This is a genomic window from Amycolatopsis sp. NPDC051045, assembly GCF_040682955.1.
In the GTDB taxonomy this organism is placed as follows: Bacteria; Actinomycetota; Actinomycetes; order Mycobacteriales; family Pseudonocardiaceae; genus Amycolatopsis.
The window spans coordinates 79045-94000 of sequence record NZ_JBFBCC010000023.1 but is presented as its reverse complement, the minus strand read 5'-3'; the positions used below and the strand labels follow the sequence as shown (position 1 = coordinate 94000).

General features: G+C 73.7%; 18 protein-coding genes. 13 read left to right on the top strand and 5 right to left on the bottom strand.

Annotated features, from left to right (window positions below):
• Positions 1-52: 52 nt before the first annotated feature.
• Positions 53-526: an SRPBCC family protein gene (locus AB0M80_RS36575; RefSeq protein ID WP_364574102.1), complete on the bottom strand. Its 474-nt coding sequence runs from the start codon at positions 524-526 to the stop codon at positions 53-55.
• A 160-nt stretch (positions 527-686) separates the two neighbouring features.
• Here AB0M80_RS36575 and AB0M80_RS36570 point away from each other — a divergent pair, with 160 nt between their 5' ends.
• Together AB0M80_RS36570 and AB0M80_RS36565 are read left to right on the top strand one after the other, a co-directional pair.
• The gene (locus AB0M80_RS36570; RefSeq protein WP_364574100.1) at positions 687-1205 is read left to right on the top strand and encodes a bifunctional nuclease family protein; all 519 of its coding nucleotides are present in this window, start codon (positions 687-689) and stop codon (positions 1203-1205) included.
• 75 nt (positions 1206-1280) lie between these two features.
• Complete coding sequence (locus tag AB0M80_RS36565) at positions 1281-2249, top strand: sigma-70 family RNA polymerase sigma factor (RefSeq protein ID WP_364574098.1); 969 nt, start codon at positions 1281-1283, stop codon at positions 2247-2249.
• Here AB0M80_RS36565 and AB0M80_RS36560 read toward each other — a convergent pair.
• Entirely contained in the window at positions 2213-2692 is a 480-nt protein-coding gene (locus tag AB0M80_RS36560) for a DUF2087 domain-containing protein (RefSeq protein WP_364574096.1), read from the bottom strand. The two genes, AB0M80_RS36565 and AB0M80_RS36560, sit on opposite strands and share 37 nt — an antisense overlap.
• A 70-nt stretch (positions 2693-2762) precedes the next feature.
• Between AB0M80_RS36560 and AB0M80_RS36555 the strand changes: the two genes are divergently transcribed.
• The 5 genes from AB0M80_RS36555 to AB0M80_RS36535 are packed head-to-tail and all read left to right on the top strand — an operon-like array spanning position 2763 to position 8462.
• Positions 2763-4403 (top strand): fatty acyl-AMP ligase, encoded by a 1641-nt coding sequence (locus AB0M80_RS36555; protein WP_364574094.1) that lies wholly within the window; start codon positions 2763-2765, stop codon positions 4401-4403.
• A complete protein-coding gene (locus AB0M80_RS36550; protein ID WP_364574092.1) occupies positions 4396-4653 on the top strand; it encodes an acyl carrier protein in 258 nt (85 codons plus the stop codon). The genes AB0M80_RS36555 and AB0M80_RS36550 overlap by 8 nt, the downstream gene beginning before the upstream one ends.
• A gap of 1 nt (position 4654) precedes the next feature.
• Complete coding sequence (locus AB0M80_RS36545) at positions 4655-4969, top strand: hypothetical protein (RefSeq protein ID WP_364574090.1); 315 nt, start codon at positions 4655-4657, stop codon at positions 4967-4969.
• Positions 4969-8082, top strand: a complete 3114-nt coding sequence (locus AB0M80_RS36540; protein ID WP_364574088.1) for a WXG100 family type VII secretion target — start codon at positions 4969-4971, stop codon at positions 8080-8082. Before AB0M80_RS36545 ends, AB0M80_RS36540 begins: the two co-directional genes overlap by 1 nt.
• Positions 8083-8090: 8 nt before the next feature.
• Complete coding sequence (locus tag AB0M80_RS36535) at positions 8091-8462, top strand: hypothetical protein (RefSeq protein WP_364574086.1); 372 nt, start codon at positions 8091-8093, stop codon at positions 8460-8462.
• Here the strand turns inward: AB0M80_RS36535 and AB0M80_RS36530 are convergent.
• Both AB0M80_RS36530 and AB0M80_RS36525 read right to left on the bottom strand, forming a co-directional pair.
• Entirely contained in the window at positions 8446-8820 is a 375-nt protein-coding gene (locus tag AB0M80_RS36530) for a hypothetical protein (protein ID WP_364574084.1), read from the bottom strand. The two genes, AB0M80_RS36535 and AB0M80_RS36530, sit on opposite strands and share 17 nt — an antisense overlap.
• 198 nt (positions 8821-9018) lie before the next feature.
• Positions 9019-9309 carry a methyltransferase domain-containing protein gene (locus tag AB0M80_RS36525; RefSeq protein ID WP_364574082.1) on the bottom strand — a complete coding sequence of 97 codons (291 nt, stop codon included), beginning with the start codon at positions 9307-9309 and terminating at the stop codon, positions 9019-9021.
• Positions 9310-9336: 27 nt separating this feature from the next.
• On the opposite strand from AB0M80_RS36525, the gene AB0M80_RS36520 reads away from it, so the two are divergent.
• From AB0M80_RS36520 to ligD, 6 genes are all read left to right on the top strand, one after another.
• Positions 9337-10935 (top strand): alpha-amylase family glycosyl hydrolase, encoded by a 1599-nt coding sequence (locus tag AB0M80_RS36520; RefSeq protein ID WP_364574080.1) that lies wholly within the window; start codon positions 9337-9339, stop codon positions 10933-10935.
• Positions 10936-11036: 101 nt separating this feature from the next.
• The gene (locus AB0M80_RS36515) at positions 11037-11225 is read left to right on the top strand and encodes a hypothetical protein (protein ID WP_364574078.1); all 189 of its coding nucleotides are present in this window, start codon (positions 11037-11039) and stop codon (positions 11223-11225) included.
• Positions 11225-11404: a hypothetical protein gene (locus tag AB0M80_RS36510; RefSeq protein WP_364574076.1), complete on the top strand. Its 180-nt coding sequence runs from the start codon at positions 11225-11227 to the stop codon at positions 11402-11404. Before AB0M80_RS36515 ends, AB0M80_RS36510 begins: the two co-directional genes overlap by 1 nt.
• Positions 11405-11474: 70 nt before the next feature.
• Complete coding sequence (locus tag AB0M80_RS36505) at positions 11475-12029, top strand: hemerythrin domain-containing protein (RefSeq protein ID WP_364574074.1); 555 nt, start codon at positions 11475-11477, stop codon at positions 12027-12029.
• A gap of 5 nt (positions 12030-12034) precedes the next feature.
• Complete coding sequence (locus tag AB0M80_RS36500; protein WP_364574072.1) at positions 12035-12169, top strand: hypothetical protein; 135 nt, start codon at positions 12035-12037, stop codon at positions 12167-12169.
• 17 nt (positions 12170-12186) lie between these two features.
• On the top strand, positions 12187-13773 hold the full coding sequence (gene ligD / locus AB0M80_RS36495) for a non-homologous end-joining DNA ligase (protein WP_364574070.1): 1587 nt from the start codon (positions 12187-12189) through the stop codon (positions 13771-13773).
• Between the two features lie 4 nt (positions 13774-13777).
• On the opposite strand, the gene AB0M80_RS36490 is transcribed toward ligD, so the two are convergent.
• Positions 13778-14716, bottom strand: a complete 939-nt coding sequence (locus AB0M80_RS36490) for a PfkB family carbohydrate kinase (RefSeq protein WP_364574068.1) — start codon at positions 14714-14716, stop codon at positions 13778-13780.
• Positions 14717-14956: the final 240 nt, after the last annotated feature.

Below are 14956 nucleotides of genomic sequence, written 5' to 3'. Positions count from 1 at the left end.
GCTGGACAACATGGGTCCTAACAAGAGACTGATCAGTTCAGGGCGTCTCAGGTCACGCGGCGGCGCGCTCCTCGGCCCGGGCCTTCAGGGCCGCGAGGGTGTGCTCGATCGACCCGGCGTTGTAGCCGGGCCGGTCGGCCCGGCCGGTGACGCGCGGCCCCATGAACTTCCGCACCACCCAGCTGCCGATCCGGTACCAGTTCTCGGTGACCAGGCAGCCGCCCGGCGCCGACGCCAGCACGTACTCCCACCGCGAAACCCGCGAGCCGAACGGCGTGCGCACGTCGAAGGCGAACCGGCGGCCCGGCTCGAACGCGACCACCCGCACCCGCGTCCACCACTGCAGGTCGCCGTTGCGGTTGCGGCCGCGGAACCGCGCGCCCAGGGCCGGCCCGGCGCCGTCCAGCCAGCGGCCGCCGACGTTCTCCGGGCTCAGTTCCCCCATCCGCGGCAGGTCGGTGACCCACGACCAGACCGTGCCCGGGTCGGCCGGGACGGTGACACTGCGCGAAATCGTCGGTTCCACGCTCCGACGGTGACAGCGGTGGCCGGGGCCGGGCAAGGTGTCCCGGCGTTCACCGCAGCCGAGAAGAGCCCGCCCGGGAAAAACGGCGGCCGGTTCGGGTTGCCGTCCCGCCGTTCTGGGTATTACGCGCGCGGAGGAATCCCGCGACACGGAGGGTGCGGTGGTCAGCGTGATCCCGATCGAAGTGGTGGGGATGGCGGTCCCGGTTCCCGGTGAGGCGCCCTTGATGCTGCTGCGCGAGCCGGAGGGGGCCCGCCGCTGGCTGGCGATCATGATCGGGTACGGCGAGGCCGAAGCCCTGGTGCGCGCGCGGGAGCAGATCGCGCAGCCGCGCCCGGGCACGATCGAGCTGCTCGGCGACGTGCTCGCGGCGTTCGGCCAGGGCGTCGCCGCGGTCGAGCTGACCGAGGTGCGGGACGGCATCTTCTACGCCGACCTCGTGCTCGCCTCGGGCACCCGCGTGTCGGCCCGGCCGAGCGACGCGGTCGCGCTGGGCCTGCGCCAGGGCGCGCCGATCCGCGTGGCCGAAGAGGTGCTGGACGTCGCGTCCGTGCAGCTGGAGGTCGAGCAGGAGACCGAAGGGCCGGCCGCCGACGTGCTGGACGCCGAGGCCGAGGTCGCCCGGTTCCGCGCCGAGCTGGACGAGCTGCGGCCGGAGGACTTCGACGACCTGGGGTGAGAATCTTCTCCCGTCGGCGATGAATCCCGGCGGCGGCGCCGGTACACCCACCGCCACCGTCCGGACGGGAGACCGATGCAGGACTTCGCGACGCGCACCGAACCGCACCGGCGCGAGCTGCTGGCGCACTGCTACCGCATGCTCGGCTCGGTGCACGAGGCCGAGGACCTGGTGCAGGAGACGCTGGTCCGCGCCTGGAAGGCGTGGGCGGGCTACGATCCGGCCCGCGCGTCCGTGCGCACCTGGCTCTACCGGATCGCCACCAACGCCTGCCTCACCGCGCTGGAGGGCCGGGCGCGGCGGCCGCTGCCGTCCGGGCTCGGCGGCCCGGGCGAGGACCCGGGCGCGCCGCTGACGCCGTCGCTCGAGATCCCCTGGCTCCAGCCGTTCCCGGACGCCCGCCTCGACGACCCCGGCCTCCGCCTGGCCCGCCGCGGCACGCTCCGGCTGGCGTTGCTGGCGGCGATGCAGACGCTGCCGCCGAAGCAGCGTGCGGTGCTGATCCTGCGGGACGTCCTGGAGTTCAGCGCGGCGGAGGTGGCCGGCTTCCTCGACACGACCCCGGCCGCGGTCAACAGCGCCCTGCAACGCGCCCGCACGGGTCTCGGCGGCCTGACGGCGGACGAAGTACCCGAGCCGGACGATGCCGCGGTGGAAGCGGTCCTGGACCGCTACGTGCGGGCGTTCGAACGGGCGGACGTCACCGGCCTGGTCGGACTGCTGACCGACGACGTCGTGATGGAGATGCCGCCGGTGCCGCTGTGGTTCCGCGGCCGCGGTGACTACGGCCGGTTCATGGAGCGGCTGTTCGCGATGCGCGGCCCGGAGTGGCGGATGACCCGGACGGCCGCCAACGGCCGGCCCGCCCTGGCGGCGTACTGCCGCGACGGCGCCGGGGGGTACCGGCTGCACACCCTGCAGTCGTTGACCGTGCGCGGCGCGCGGATCGCGCACAACGTCGTGTTCGCCGCCCCCGCCGTCCTGGCGCTGTTCGGCCTTCCCGGGACTCAGCCGGCGACGCGCGCTTCGGACGGACGGCCATAGGCGCCGCCGTCGTTGCTGCGCTGCAGGAGGCCTTGGTCGACGAGGTAGCGGCGGAGCGTCGCGTGGTCGTCGTGGACCATCGACAGCTTCTCGCGGACGTCCTGCTCGGTGTAGAGCCGGCCCGGTTCGAACCGCTCGGCGAGGTACTCCAGCAGCAGCTGCCGTCGCCGGCCCGAGTGGGGGATCGAGACGAGCCGGCCGCGGCGGAAGAGCGCGTCGAGCGGGTCGGCCGGTGCCTTGGCGAGCGCGTCGCGGAACACCTCCGGCACGGCCCGGTAGCGGCCATCGGCCACGGTGACGAGCCCCGCGTCGACCAGCCGTTTCGCGAGCTTGGCGGTGGCCGGGCCCGCCTCGAATCCCTCCGGCGCTGTGCAGATGCGGGCGAAGAGCTGCAGCCGGTCCGGGTCCGCGAGGGCGGAGACCAGCGCTTCCGGTGAGGCCATGGTCTGCGACCGTACCCGCGCCCCGCCCCGGTGGTGAACCGGGTTTCCGGCGTCCAGTACGTTGCGCAGCGTGCCTCGTCCGACCGCGCCGGCGACCGTGCCCGAGGCGGTGCTGCGCACTTCGATCGTGGAGCGGCTGTTCGCCCGCAAGGACGACTCGCGGCCGTTGTTCACCCACCAGGACCACACGCGCGCCGCCGAGCACACGCTGACCTGGACGGAGTTCACCACCCGCGTCCGCGTGGTGGCGGGCGAACTGCGGCGGGTGGCCGGGCCGGGGGAGCGGGTCGCCATCCTCGCGGGCCAGGAACTCGCCTACCCGCTGGCGTTCTTCGGCGCGCTGGCCGCCGGTCTCGTCGCCGTCCCGTTGATGGTGCCGTCGAACGCCGCGCAGACCGGCCGGCTCACCGGTGTCCTGGCCGATTCCGGTGCGCGCGTGTGGCTGACGTCGTCGGCCGCGGCGGAGCGGCTGCCCGCGCACGAGCACGTCGTGGTGGTCGACGAGCTGACCGGGCCCGGCGCCGATCCCGTGCCGGTGCCGCCGGAGAGTCCCGCCTACCTGCAGTACACGTCGGGTTCGACCCGCGAGCCGGCCGGCGCGGTGATCCCCCACCGGGCGATCGTCGCGGCCTGCTGGCAGGGCAGCCGGGCCTACGCCGTCGACGAGGGCACGACCTGCGCGGGCTGGATCCCGTTCTTCCACGACATGGGCTTGATCCAGCTGCTGTGCCTGCCGGTCTTCGCCGGCGCGCGGTCGGTGTTCATGGCCCCGGCGGAGTTCGTGCACCGGCCTTCGAGGTGGCTGCGGCAAATCGCCGAGCACCCCGCCGTCTTCACCGCCGCCCCGAACTTCGCCTACGACCTGGCGGCCGACGCCGGCACCGGCGAAGACCTCGACCTGTCGGACGTGCGGGTCGCGCTCAACGGCAGCGAACCGGTCCGGCCGCGCACGATCGAGCGTTTCCAGGAGGTGTTCGGGCGACACGGGTTCCGGCGCGAGGCGCACCGGCCGTCGTACGGTCTCGCCGAAGCCACCGTGTACGTCGCGAGCGCGGGCGAGGAAGGGCCGCGCGGCGCGGTGTTCGACCGCGAAGCCCTCGCGCAGGGCCGGGCCGTCGAAACCGACGGCGGCCAGGAACTCGTGTCGGTCGGCCGGGCGGTCGGGCAGCTCGTCCGGATCGTCCGGGACGGGCAGGAGCAGCCCGAAGGCGTGGTCGGCGAAATCTGGGTGCACGGCCCGAACGTCGCGAACGGCTACTGGGGCCGCGGCGACGCCACCGCTTTCGGCGCCGAGCTCGACGGCCTGGGCGGCTGGTTGCGCACCGGCGACCTCGGCGTCGTGCACCGGGGCGACCTCTACGTCACCGGACGGCTCAAGGACCTCATCGTCATCGACGGCCGCAACTTCCACCCGCAGGACATCGAAGCGGCGGCCGGCGAAGCCCATCCCGCGGTCCGCCGCGATCGCGTCGCCGCGTTCGGCGTCACCGACGACGAAGGCGAGGGCGCGGTGGTGGTGGCCGAGTGCGCGCGCGGGGCCGACGCCGATGCCCGGGAGGTGACCCGGGCGGTGCTGCGCGCGGTGTCGCGCGAACACGGTCTCACGCTGCGTGCGGTACGTCTGGTCCCTTCCGGTGGACTTCCGCGCACATCGAGCGGCAAGGTCGCCCGATCGGCCGCGAAGGCACGTTATGGTGACGTCCGTGGGTGATCACCGCGCCGAGGTCACGAAGGTCGTCTGCGACACCTTCCGGCTCGACCCGGCTCTCGTCGAGCCCGACGCGCCCCTGGAGGAGCTGGGCATCGACTCGAAGGGCCGGATCAAGCTGCTGGCGGCACTGGAGATCTACTACGGCGTGACGATCGACCTGGACCGGCTCGACCGGTTCACCGACGTGGGTTCGGTGGCCGCCGTGCTCGCGGAGGCCCTGGGAACCGGCGGACCTACGGAGAGGCGCTGAAATGAGCGGCGGGGGGTACACCGCGACGACCGAGGCGTTGTCGACGGCCTCGAAGACGATCGGTGACCTGGCGGAGCACCTGCTGGACGACAACCCGGACCTGCAGACCCCGCAGGTGACCGCGGAGAAGTTCGGGCGGGCGCACGGCGCCCACGCGGCCAAGTACACCGCCGGCGCGCAGGCCCTGTGGGCCGCGGTCTCCGGCTACAGCAGCACGCTCGGCTCGTTCGGCACGAACCTCGGCACCGCCGGGACGAGCTACGGCACCAACGAAGACAACCAGGCCGGCACGATCACGAACGCCGGAGCGCGCTGATGGCGGACAGGAAGAAGTGGTCCGACGTCAAGGCGCTGCTGGACGATCCGAGCGTCCCGGCCGCGCAGAAGAGCGCGCTGATCAGCAGCTGGCTGCGCGAAAACCCGCCACCGCCGCCGTTCCTGGCCGACCAGGAACCGGACGAGATCAAGCAGAAGCGGCAGGAAGCCGGTAAATACGCCGAGGCGTACAGCGCGAACCCGCTGTTCGCCGGCCAGTCGGTCGACGAGGCCTACGACAAGGCGAAGAAGAGCGGCGACCAGAACAGCTACAACGAGGACCAGGAAAAGAAAGCCGTCGACGACGGCAAGGCGAAGCTGGACGCCACCCGGCCGCCCGCCGCCACCGGCGACGGAGCCGGCGCCTCCGGGACGAAGACGTCCGACGAAATCTTCGACGCCGCCGCGCCCGCGCTGAAGCTGTTCGAAACGTTCGGGTCGCTGCTGGCCAAGATCCCGGCCGACTGCCGCGGCAACACCCGCGCGCTCGACCTCGACAACGACATCCGCAAGCCCTTCGACGAGCAACGCGGGATCAGCTTCGCCGACTTCGTCGCCGATGCCGCGCACTTCAAGCGCGGTGCGGAGACGGTGGACCGGACGGTGCAGGACACCGGCTCGCAGCTGGGCACCCTGTACCGGACCTGGAGCGGCGCGGGTGCGGACGCGGCGTCCGACACCTACAACGACAAGATCCAGCCGAAGGCGACCAAGCTCTCCCAAACGCTTTCCACCGCGAGCGAGGCGACGCTGAGCACCGTCACGACGGTGTTCCAGCTGTGCAAGGGCAAGGCCGACGCGGTCGTCGGGATGTACACCGACCTGGTCGGCAAGGCCGACTACACGATGGCGCAGAAGGTGGTCGCCGTCGCCAACGGCGAGCACGGCAACGAGCAGGACCTCGCCCAGATCGCCGGCTGGATGGACCTCAACTTCGGCACCAACCTGGTCAAGACGCTCAACGACCAGGGCTGCTGCGACGGCGACGAGATCAAGAAGCACGGCCAGGACCTGGCCAAGCAGTGGGTGCAGAACCAGTTCAACCCCGACATGTGGGACCGGCTGTACCAGGGGTTCGCGAAGACCTGCAAGGACACGAAGGACCTGGTCGACCAGGCCTACGACGCGCTCGACAAGGTCATGGGCGGGATCCGCAACGAGTTCGAAGGCGTTTCCCTGCCCGGTGGGTCCGGGACGGGCGGTGCGGGTACCGGCGGTGGCTCCGGTGCGGCCGGCGGCTCCGGCGGTGGCCCCGGCGCGCCCGGTGGTTCGGGCAGTGGGTCGGGCTCGGGTTCGGGCGGGTCCGGCTCGGGCGGGTCCGGCTCGGGCGGGTCGGGTTCGGGCGGGTCCGGCGGTGGTTCCGGGTCGGGCTCGGGATCCGGTGGCTCGGGGTCCGGTGGCTCGGGCGCCGGCGGAGGTGGCGGTCCGGTGCCGTCGATTCCCGACACGGGTTCGGGGTCCGGTGTGCCGGGCGGGGGCGCCGGGTCCGGTGGCGGCTCGGGGACCGACCTGCCGAGCGGCGCGGGCAGTGGTTCCGGCAGTGGCTCCGGCGGTGGTTCCGGGTCGGGCTCGGGCGCGGGTGGCGGCGGTCCGGTGCCGCCGATCCCGGACGGGTCCACGCCGTCCGGAGGCGGCTCCACGGGCGGTGGCTCCGGCTCGCCGGCCGGCCAGGACGACGGAGCGGCCGCGGCGGCGGCCAAGCAGCAGGCGGCGGAGGCGGCCGAGGCGGCGAAGAAGCAGGCCGCGGACGCGCTGAGCCAGTTCAGCGGTCCGGGCATCCAGACGGAGTCCGGCGCCGGGTCGGGCTCGGCTGGTTCGGGCTCGGGTGGCGCGGACTCGGGTGGCGGCGCGGGTCCGGGATCCGGCGACACGACACCGTCTTCGGTGCCGCCACCGTCCGGTGATGGCCAGGACGCGGCAGCCGCGGCCGCCGAAGCGGCCAAGAAGAAGGCCGCGGATGCGCTGAAGGAGTTCAGTGGCCCGGGCATCGAGACGGAGTCGGGCGCCGGTGCCGGCGGCTTGGGCGGCGGTTCCGGTTCCGGGGACGACGGCAAGGCGGCGGCCGAGCAGGCCGCCGAGGAGGCGAAGAAGAAGGCCGCGGACGCGCTGAAGGAGTTCAGCGGCCCGGGCATCGAGACGGAGCCCGACAGCCTGCTCGGCGACAACCGCAAAAACACGGGCGACGACGACCCGGACGTCCTCAAGGTCAAGCAGGGCGACAAGACCTTCGAGATGACCGAGCCGGACCACGACGGCAAGATGGACATCAAGGTCGGCGACGGGCCCGGCGACCCGAAGGACTTCAAGCTCGACTGGTCCGACGACGGCCAACCCGGCGACGGTCCACAAGGGACGGACACCGACACCTACCGCCCCGGCCCGGACGGCAAGATCCACATCCGGGACGGTGACCTCGAGATCACCGCCGAGCAGCCCGACGGCCCGGACGGCCCGACGGTCGTCACCGTCGACGACGGCCAGGGCACCCCGACGACCTACACCCTCGGCGACGAAGACAAGGACGAGGACAAGGGCGAGGACAAGCCGGACAGCGCCCTCGGTGACACCCCGGCGAAGAAGCTCGACGACCTGCCCACCCACCGAGGCACGCTCGAGGACCTCAAGCCGCACGACGGCGGCGGCTCCGGTGACCCGGGTTCGCACGGTGGCGGGGACGGCTCGCACCACGGCGGCGGCGCCGGTGACCCGGGTTCGCACGGTGGCGGTGGCGGCCCGTCGGCGGCCGGGATCGGCGGGGGCTCGCACGGCGGGTCCGGCGTCTCGGGCGCCGGCTTCGATCCGGGCTCCGGCGGGCTCGGGGAGACGCCGATGTCGGGCGGCGCCCACACCGGTGCCGGGGCCGCGCAGCCGCAGCCGGCGGCCGCGTTCGCCTCCGCCGGCGGGGCGGCCGGGGCGCCCAGCTCGTCGATGTCCGGGATGCCCGCCATGGGCGCCATGGGCGGGGCCCAGGGAGGCGGGGGCGGCGACACCGAGCGCCGGTCCTCCGCCTACCGGATCGAAGGCGCCGTCTTCGACAACCTCGGTGAGCCCGGCCGCCGGATCATCGGCTCCCTCAACGACGACGAAGACCCGCCGTCCGCCCGGACCTGGTAGGAGGACGCATGACCGACATCGCCGGGATGAAGGCCGAGCTCGACGGCCTCGTCCGCGAACAGGCCGATCGCCGTGCCCTGCGCGAACAGCAGGGCGAGGAGATCAAGGCCCGGTCGCACGAGTACATGACCAAGCAGGTCCAGGCGGCCGAGCGGTACGTCCAGCACGTCCGCGAGATGGCGCAGCGCAAGACGAAGTCGGGCTGGAGCACCGACCGCACGCACGCCGAGCCGGCTTCCGCCTTCGCCGCGGAGGAGTATCCCGGCCCGGGCGGGTTCGCGCCGGCGCCCGCGTCGCGGCCCGTGCGGGACGAACCCCGTGCCGCACGCCGTCCCCGCACCGCCGTCGAAGAGGAAGAGGACTTCAACAACCCGTGGTGAGCGGCCACCAGAGGTCGACGGCGATCTCGCGCAGCCGCACGGTGAACGTCTCCACCGGCTCCAGCAGCCGCCGCAGCTCGGCCTCGAACTCCGCACGGCGGTCGCCGAACAGGTGCGGCGCCGAGCTCGACAGCGAGAACACGCCGGCGACGACTTCGTCGACGGTCCGGGTGACCACGCGGCCCGGCACCTCGAACCGCCGCGGGCCGTGGAACCCGGCGGCGCGGTAGATCGCCGCCTCGCCGCCGGCCGTGCCGCCCGGCAGCGAACCCCGTCCCGCGCGCCGCACCGGGCCGAGGTACCCGCGCACCAGCTCCGTGATCGCCGGGTGCACCTCTTCGTGCGTCGACGCGTGCACGTGGGCGCAGACCCCCGCCGGGCGCCAGCATGCCGCGCACCGCGGCCGCGACCGGGAGCCGGTCGAACCAGTGGAACGACTGGGCGAAGGTGACCAGCCGGAACCGGCCCAGCCCGGCGGGCAGGTCCTCCGCGCGCGGTGACATCCGGGGCTCCGCCCCAGGCCGGGGGCTTCGCCACCCGGACCCCCGCAAAGCGATCAGTGCACCCACCGGCAGTTCCCGATCCCCGCGTCCGCCGCGAGCCGGCCCGCCTCGGCGAGCATGTCCCCGTCGGCGTCGAGCCCGACCGCCTCCTCGAACGACCCGGCCAGCAGCAGCGTCAGCGACCCGGGCCCGCAGCCGACGTCGAGCAACCGGCCCGATCCGTCGAGCTGCAGTTCGGCGGCGAAGGCCGCCGCGAGGCCCGGGGGATAGGCGACGCGGCCCCGCGCGTAGTACTCCGCGCTGCCCGAATAGAGGGACGGATCCCATTCCCACGCGTCGGTCACGCCCCCCAGCGTAGATACTCGGGTGTCATGGACGACTCCGCGAACTGGTGGCGCGACGCCGTGGTCTACGAGGTCTACGTACGCAGCTTCGCCGACGCAGACGGCGACGGCACCGGGGATCTCGCCGGCCTCCGCACCCGCCTCGGATACCTGGCCGAGCTGGGCGTCGACGCCGTGTGGACCACGCCGTGGTACCGCTCGCCGATGGTCGACGGCGGGTACGACGTCGAGGACCACCGGTCCGTCGACCCGCTGTTCGGCACCGACGACGATGCGGTCGCGCTGATCACCGAGGCGCACCGGCTGGGCCTGCGCGTCGTGATCGACGTCGTGCCGAACCACACCTCCGACCGGCACCGGTGGTTCCGGGCCGCGCTGGCGGCCGGTCCCGGCTCGCCCGAACGCGCGCGCTACCACTTCCGGCCCGGGCGCGGTGCCCACGGCGAGCGGCCGCCGAACGACTGGCGCAGCGTCTTCGGCGGGCCGGCCTGGACCCGCGTCGCGGACGGTGAGTGGTACCTGCACCTGTTCGCCCCCGAACAGCCGGACCTCGACTGGGGCCACGCCGAGGTCCGCGCCGACTTCGAGGACGTGCTGCGGTTCTGGTTCGCCCGCGGGGTCGACGGCGTCCGCATCGACGTCGCCCACGGCCTGCTCAAGGACCCGGCGTTCCCCGACCTCGGCGCCGACGACGAAGAGATCGTGCGGCCGCCCGACCGCAGCCGCCACCCGCACTGGGACCGCGACGGCGTGCACGACATCTACCGCTCGTGGCGGCAGGTCGCCGGCGAGTTCGGCCCGGACCGGGTGTTCGTCGCCGAGGCGTGGGTCGACCGCCCGGACCGCCTCGCGCGGTACGTCCGCCCGGACGAGCTGCACACCGCGTTCAACTTCGACTTCCTCCGCTGCGCCTGGGATCCCGGCGCGCTGCGCGAGGTGATCGACCGGACCCTCGAGGCGCTGCACGCGGTCGGCGCGCCCGCGACGTGGGTGCTGTCCAACCACGACGTCGTCCGGCACGTGACGCGGTTCGGGCGCGGGGACGGCGAGGAGCCCGACCTGGCGCTGGGGACGCGGCGGGCCCGCGCCGCGCTGCTGCTGATGCTCGCCCTGCCCGGGGGTGCCTACCTGTACCAGGGCGAGGAACTGGGCCTGGCGGAGGTGGAGGACCTGCCCGAGGACGTGCTCGCCGACCCGACGTGGGAGCGCTCCGGCCGCACCCGGCGCGGCCGGGACGGCTGCCGGGTGCCGCTGCCGTGGTCGGGGACGGCGCCGCCGTTCGGGTTCACCGGCGACGGCACGCCGACGTGGCTGCCGCAGCCCGCCCGGTGGCGGACGTTGACCGCCGAGGCCCAGGCGGACGACCCGGGCTCGATGCTCCGCCTGTACCGCGCGGCCCTCGCCGCGCGCCGGGACCACCCCGCGCTGGGGGACGGGACGATGACGTGGTCGCCCGCGCCGGAGGGCGTGCTGTCCTTCACGCGCGAGCCGGGGTTCGGCTGCGTGGTGAACCTGACGCCCGAACCGTGGGAGCTGCCCGGCGACGCGCGGGTGCTGCTGGCGAGCGGGCCGCTGGAGGCCGGGCGCGTGCCACCGGACACCGCGGTATGGCTCACCGGGAGTTGAACGGACACCACCCGGAAGGGTTCGGTGGAGGGTGTGAAACGCGGCGAGTCGGGGTACCCGGTCGCGTTCGTTTCGCCGCCGAAACAGCCGGAGGTCTTCCGATGCCCGTGCGCACCGCCACCCCACCCGCCACCGATGTCGTGGGTGTGGCCCTGGAAGTCCTTGCGGCGCAAGGCCTGACGCGCCCGGCCGCGCACGCGGCCCTGGTTTCGATGGCGAAGGAGAGAGGCCTGACGGTGGCGCGTTGCGCGGCGCTGGTCGTGGCCGCGGTCGACGGGAGGATGAGCTGATGGCGATCACCGGAGGGTTTTCCCGGAACGAGGACACCGCCTCGGTGGGCGGGGGCGTGCTGCTCGCCGTCGGGCTGGTCGTCGCCTTCTTCGGCTGGTGGTCGTGGTGGACCGTGGCGGGCTTCGCCGTGGCCGTCGCGGGCGCGCTGTGGCTCACAGTGGCGAACCGGGACGAGTAAGCCGCCCGGGACGGGGAAAGCCTCTTCCGACCGATCACCGACCGATCATCGACCGAGGAGGAGGTTCTCCATGGCGGAGAACGACGAGGACGTCATCGAGTTGCTGCAGCGGCAGCACGGGGAGATCCGCGAGCTGTTCGCCGCGCTGGAGACCGCCGACGGCGACCGCCGGCCGGAGCTGTTCCACGATCTCGTGCGGTTGCTGGCGGTGCACGAGACGGCGGAGGAACTGGTCGTGCACCCGGAGATCCGCGACCTGGAGCCCGCGGCGGGGCCCGTCGTCGACGCCCGGCTGGGCGAGGAGCACCGGGCCAAGGAACTGCTGACCACGCTGCAGAAGATGGGGCCGGAGGCCGACGGGTTCGACACCCTCCTCGTGCAGCTGCGGGAGGACGTGCTCGCGCACGCCGAGCACGAAGAGCGGGAGGAGTTCCCGCTGCTGCGGGCCCACCGCCCGCCGGAGCGGCTGCGGGCGATGGCCGCGACCGCCAAGGTGGCCGAAGCGGTGGGGCCGACCCGCCCGCACCCCGGTGTCGAGAGCGCGAAGGCGAACCTGCTGCTGGGTCCGCCCGCGGCGATCATGGACCGCGCGCGCGACCTCATCCGCGGCGTCCTGGGGAGCTGAGCGGGATGACCGAACCCGACGACGACGTCACCGACCCGGAGGAATTCGCGGAGGAGGCCGGCACCGACCCGACCCCGCAGGAAGTCGCCGAATACGAGGAACTGGCGAAGAAGCAGCCACCCTGGTCGGCGCCGTCCTGAGTGGGTACTCCCACGGCATGGCAGCAGACCCGGCTCGCAAACTGCGGCGCTACCAGGAGATGCGCGACTTCGACCGGACCGCGGAGCCGGCCGGCGGGGCCGCGGCCGGTCCGGACGGCCACCGGTTCGTCGTGCAGCGGCACCGGGCGCGCCGGCTGCACTACGACTTCCGCCTCGAACTCGGCGGCGTGCTGGTCAGCTGGGCGGTGCCGAAGGGTCCCACGCTGGACCCGAAGGCCCGCCGGCTGGCCGTGCACGTCGAAGACCACCCGATCGAGTACGCCGGCTTCGAAGGCGTCATCCCGCACGGCGAGTACGGCGGCGGGGACGTCATCGTCTGGGACCGCGGGGTCTGGCGGCCGGTCGAGGCCGATCCGGCGCGCGCGATCGAGGCCGGGACGCTGCACTTCGACCTCGACGGCGAGAAGCTGGCCGGGCGGTTCGTCCTGGTCCGCACGCGCCGCGACGGCGGGGACAAGGAACAGTGGTTCCTCCTGCACAAGCAGGACGAGCACGCGCAGGCCGGCTGGGACGCCGAAGACCACCCGCGCTCGGTGAAGAGCGGCCGCACCAACGACGAGGTCGCGGCCCACCCCGACGCCCTCTGGCACGGCGACCGCCCCGCCGCGCAAGCCGAAGAAGCCGTCGGTGGCTGGCAGGCCCCGACCGAGGACGAGCTGGCGGCCCTCGACGCCTTGGGCGCCAAGGGCCGGTGGTCGGTGGCGGGCCGCGAACTGGCCCTGACGAACCTGGACAAGGTGCTCTTCCCCGCGGCCGGTGGCGGTGAGCCCGTCACCAAGCGGGACCTCATCCGCTACTACGTCACCGTCGGGCCGGTGATGCTGCCCTACCTGGCCGGCCGTCCGCTGAACACCCACCGCTTCCCGCAGGGGGTCACCGAGCCGGGCTTCTGGCAGAAGGAAGTGCCGCAGCACGCGCCCGGCTGGCTGACCACCTGGCGCAACGAGCGCGCCGAACCGGGGGAGAGCCAGCGCTACGCCGTGGCCGACAGCGTCGCCACCTTGGCGTGGCTGGCGAACTACGGCGCGCTGGAGCTGCACGCCTGGACCTCCCGCGCCGCCGACGTCGACCACCCGACGTGGGTGCTGTTCGACATCGACCCGGGCCCGGAGACCACGTTCGAGGAGGTGCTGGAGCTGGCGCGGCTGCACCGCACCGCGCTCGAGCACTTCGGCCTGACCGGCCGGCCCAAGGTGACCGGGCAGCGCGGGATCCAGGTGTGGGTGCCGATCGCGCCGCACTGCACCTTCGAGCAGACCCGCGCGTGGGCGGAGACGGTGTCCAGGACGATCGGGCGGGTGCTGCCCGACCTGGTCAGCTGGGCCTGGACGAAGGACAAGCGCCGCGGCCGGGCCCGGCTCGACTACACGCAGAACGTCCTCAACAAGACCCTCGTCGCGCCCTACAGCGTCCGTCCGCGACCCGGTGCGCCGGTCTCGGTGCCGCTGGAGTGGGACGAGCTGGACGACCCCGGGCTCGCGCCCGACCGGTGGACGATCCGGGACGTTCCGGACCGCCTGGCCGCGCACGGCGATCCGTTCTCGGCGCTGCTGGGTCTCGAACAAAAGCTGCCCGGCCTGTAGGTCCTCAGGCGCGCACGGTTTCCAGCTGCCGGGGCTGCAGCCGGTCGAGTTCGGCGCGGGACAGGTGCGGGCGCCCGCCCGCGTGCTCGGTCGTCGCCGCGGCCGCCGCGACGGCCAGGCTCGCCGCCGTCTCCAGCGGCCGCCGGCGGGTCAGCGCCGCGGTCAGGGTGGCGACGAGCGCGTCCCCGGCGCCGGTCGGGTCGACGACCTCGGTCTCGACGTGCGGCACGAACCAGGTGCCTTCCGGACCGGCGAAGAGGTTCCCCTGCCCGGACACCTCGAGCACCACCAGCGACGGCCCGCGCCGCCGGAGTTCGGCGGCGGCACGAGCGGCCGAAGCGACGTCATCCGCCGGCTGCCCGGTGAGGAGCTCGGCCTCGTGGCCGTCGGCGCGCACGACGTCGGCCAGGGCCAGCAGGTCCGAGGTGAGCGCGGCGTCCTGCGGTGCGCCGTCCAGCACGACCCGGGTGCCGGCGGTGTGCGCCAGCCGGGCCGCCAGCAACGCAGCCGGGGCGGGCTGCTGCAGCTGCACGATGAGGGAGGCGGCGGCCGAGATCGGGGCGGACGCGGCGAAGACGTCGGTTTCGGTGAGCAGCGTCGGCTCCGGGACGTGCTCGAGGTAGCGGCGACGGCCGTGGTCGTCGACGACGTCGATGAGCAGCGCCGTCTCCACGCCGGCGCGCCGGATCACGTGCGAGGTGCCGATCCGGTCGGCCCGGGCCTGGGCGAGCAGCGCGTCCCCGGTGCGGTCACGGCCGACGACGCCGACCAGGGACACCGACACCCCGAGCTGGCTCAGCGCCACCGCCTGGTTCGCGCCCTTCCCGCCGAGCAGTTCCTGCCGGTGCCGCACCGGGGCCGAGGAGTCCGGTGCGGGTGCGTCCGGGACCTCGATCACCAGGTCGCGGGCGATCTGCCCGGCGACGACGACTTCGCTGAACATCACCGGTACCACCGGTCGGTCATGGCGCCTCCTCGCATCACCGGATGGCTACCCGGGACGCGGCGCCCGGTAAACCGCTCGTTCGGGTCGTGCCCGGTCGTGCGGAGCAGGCCGCAGCGGATCGCAGCCGGGTGATCCCGTTCCGCCGGACGGCCGCTCCGGTTCCGCCCTCCGCGTGGCCGGGCCCACAAACCGGCGCGGTGACGGAGGCGGAGCAGCGCGTCTTGGGGTAAATCAAGG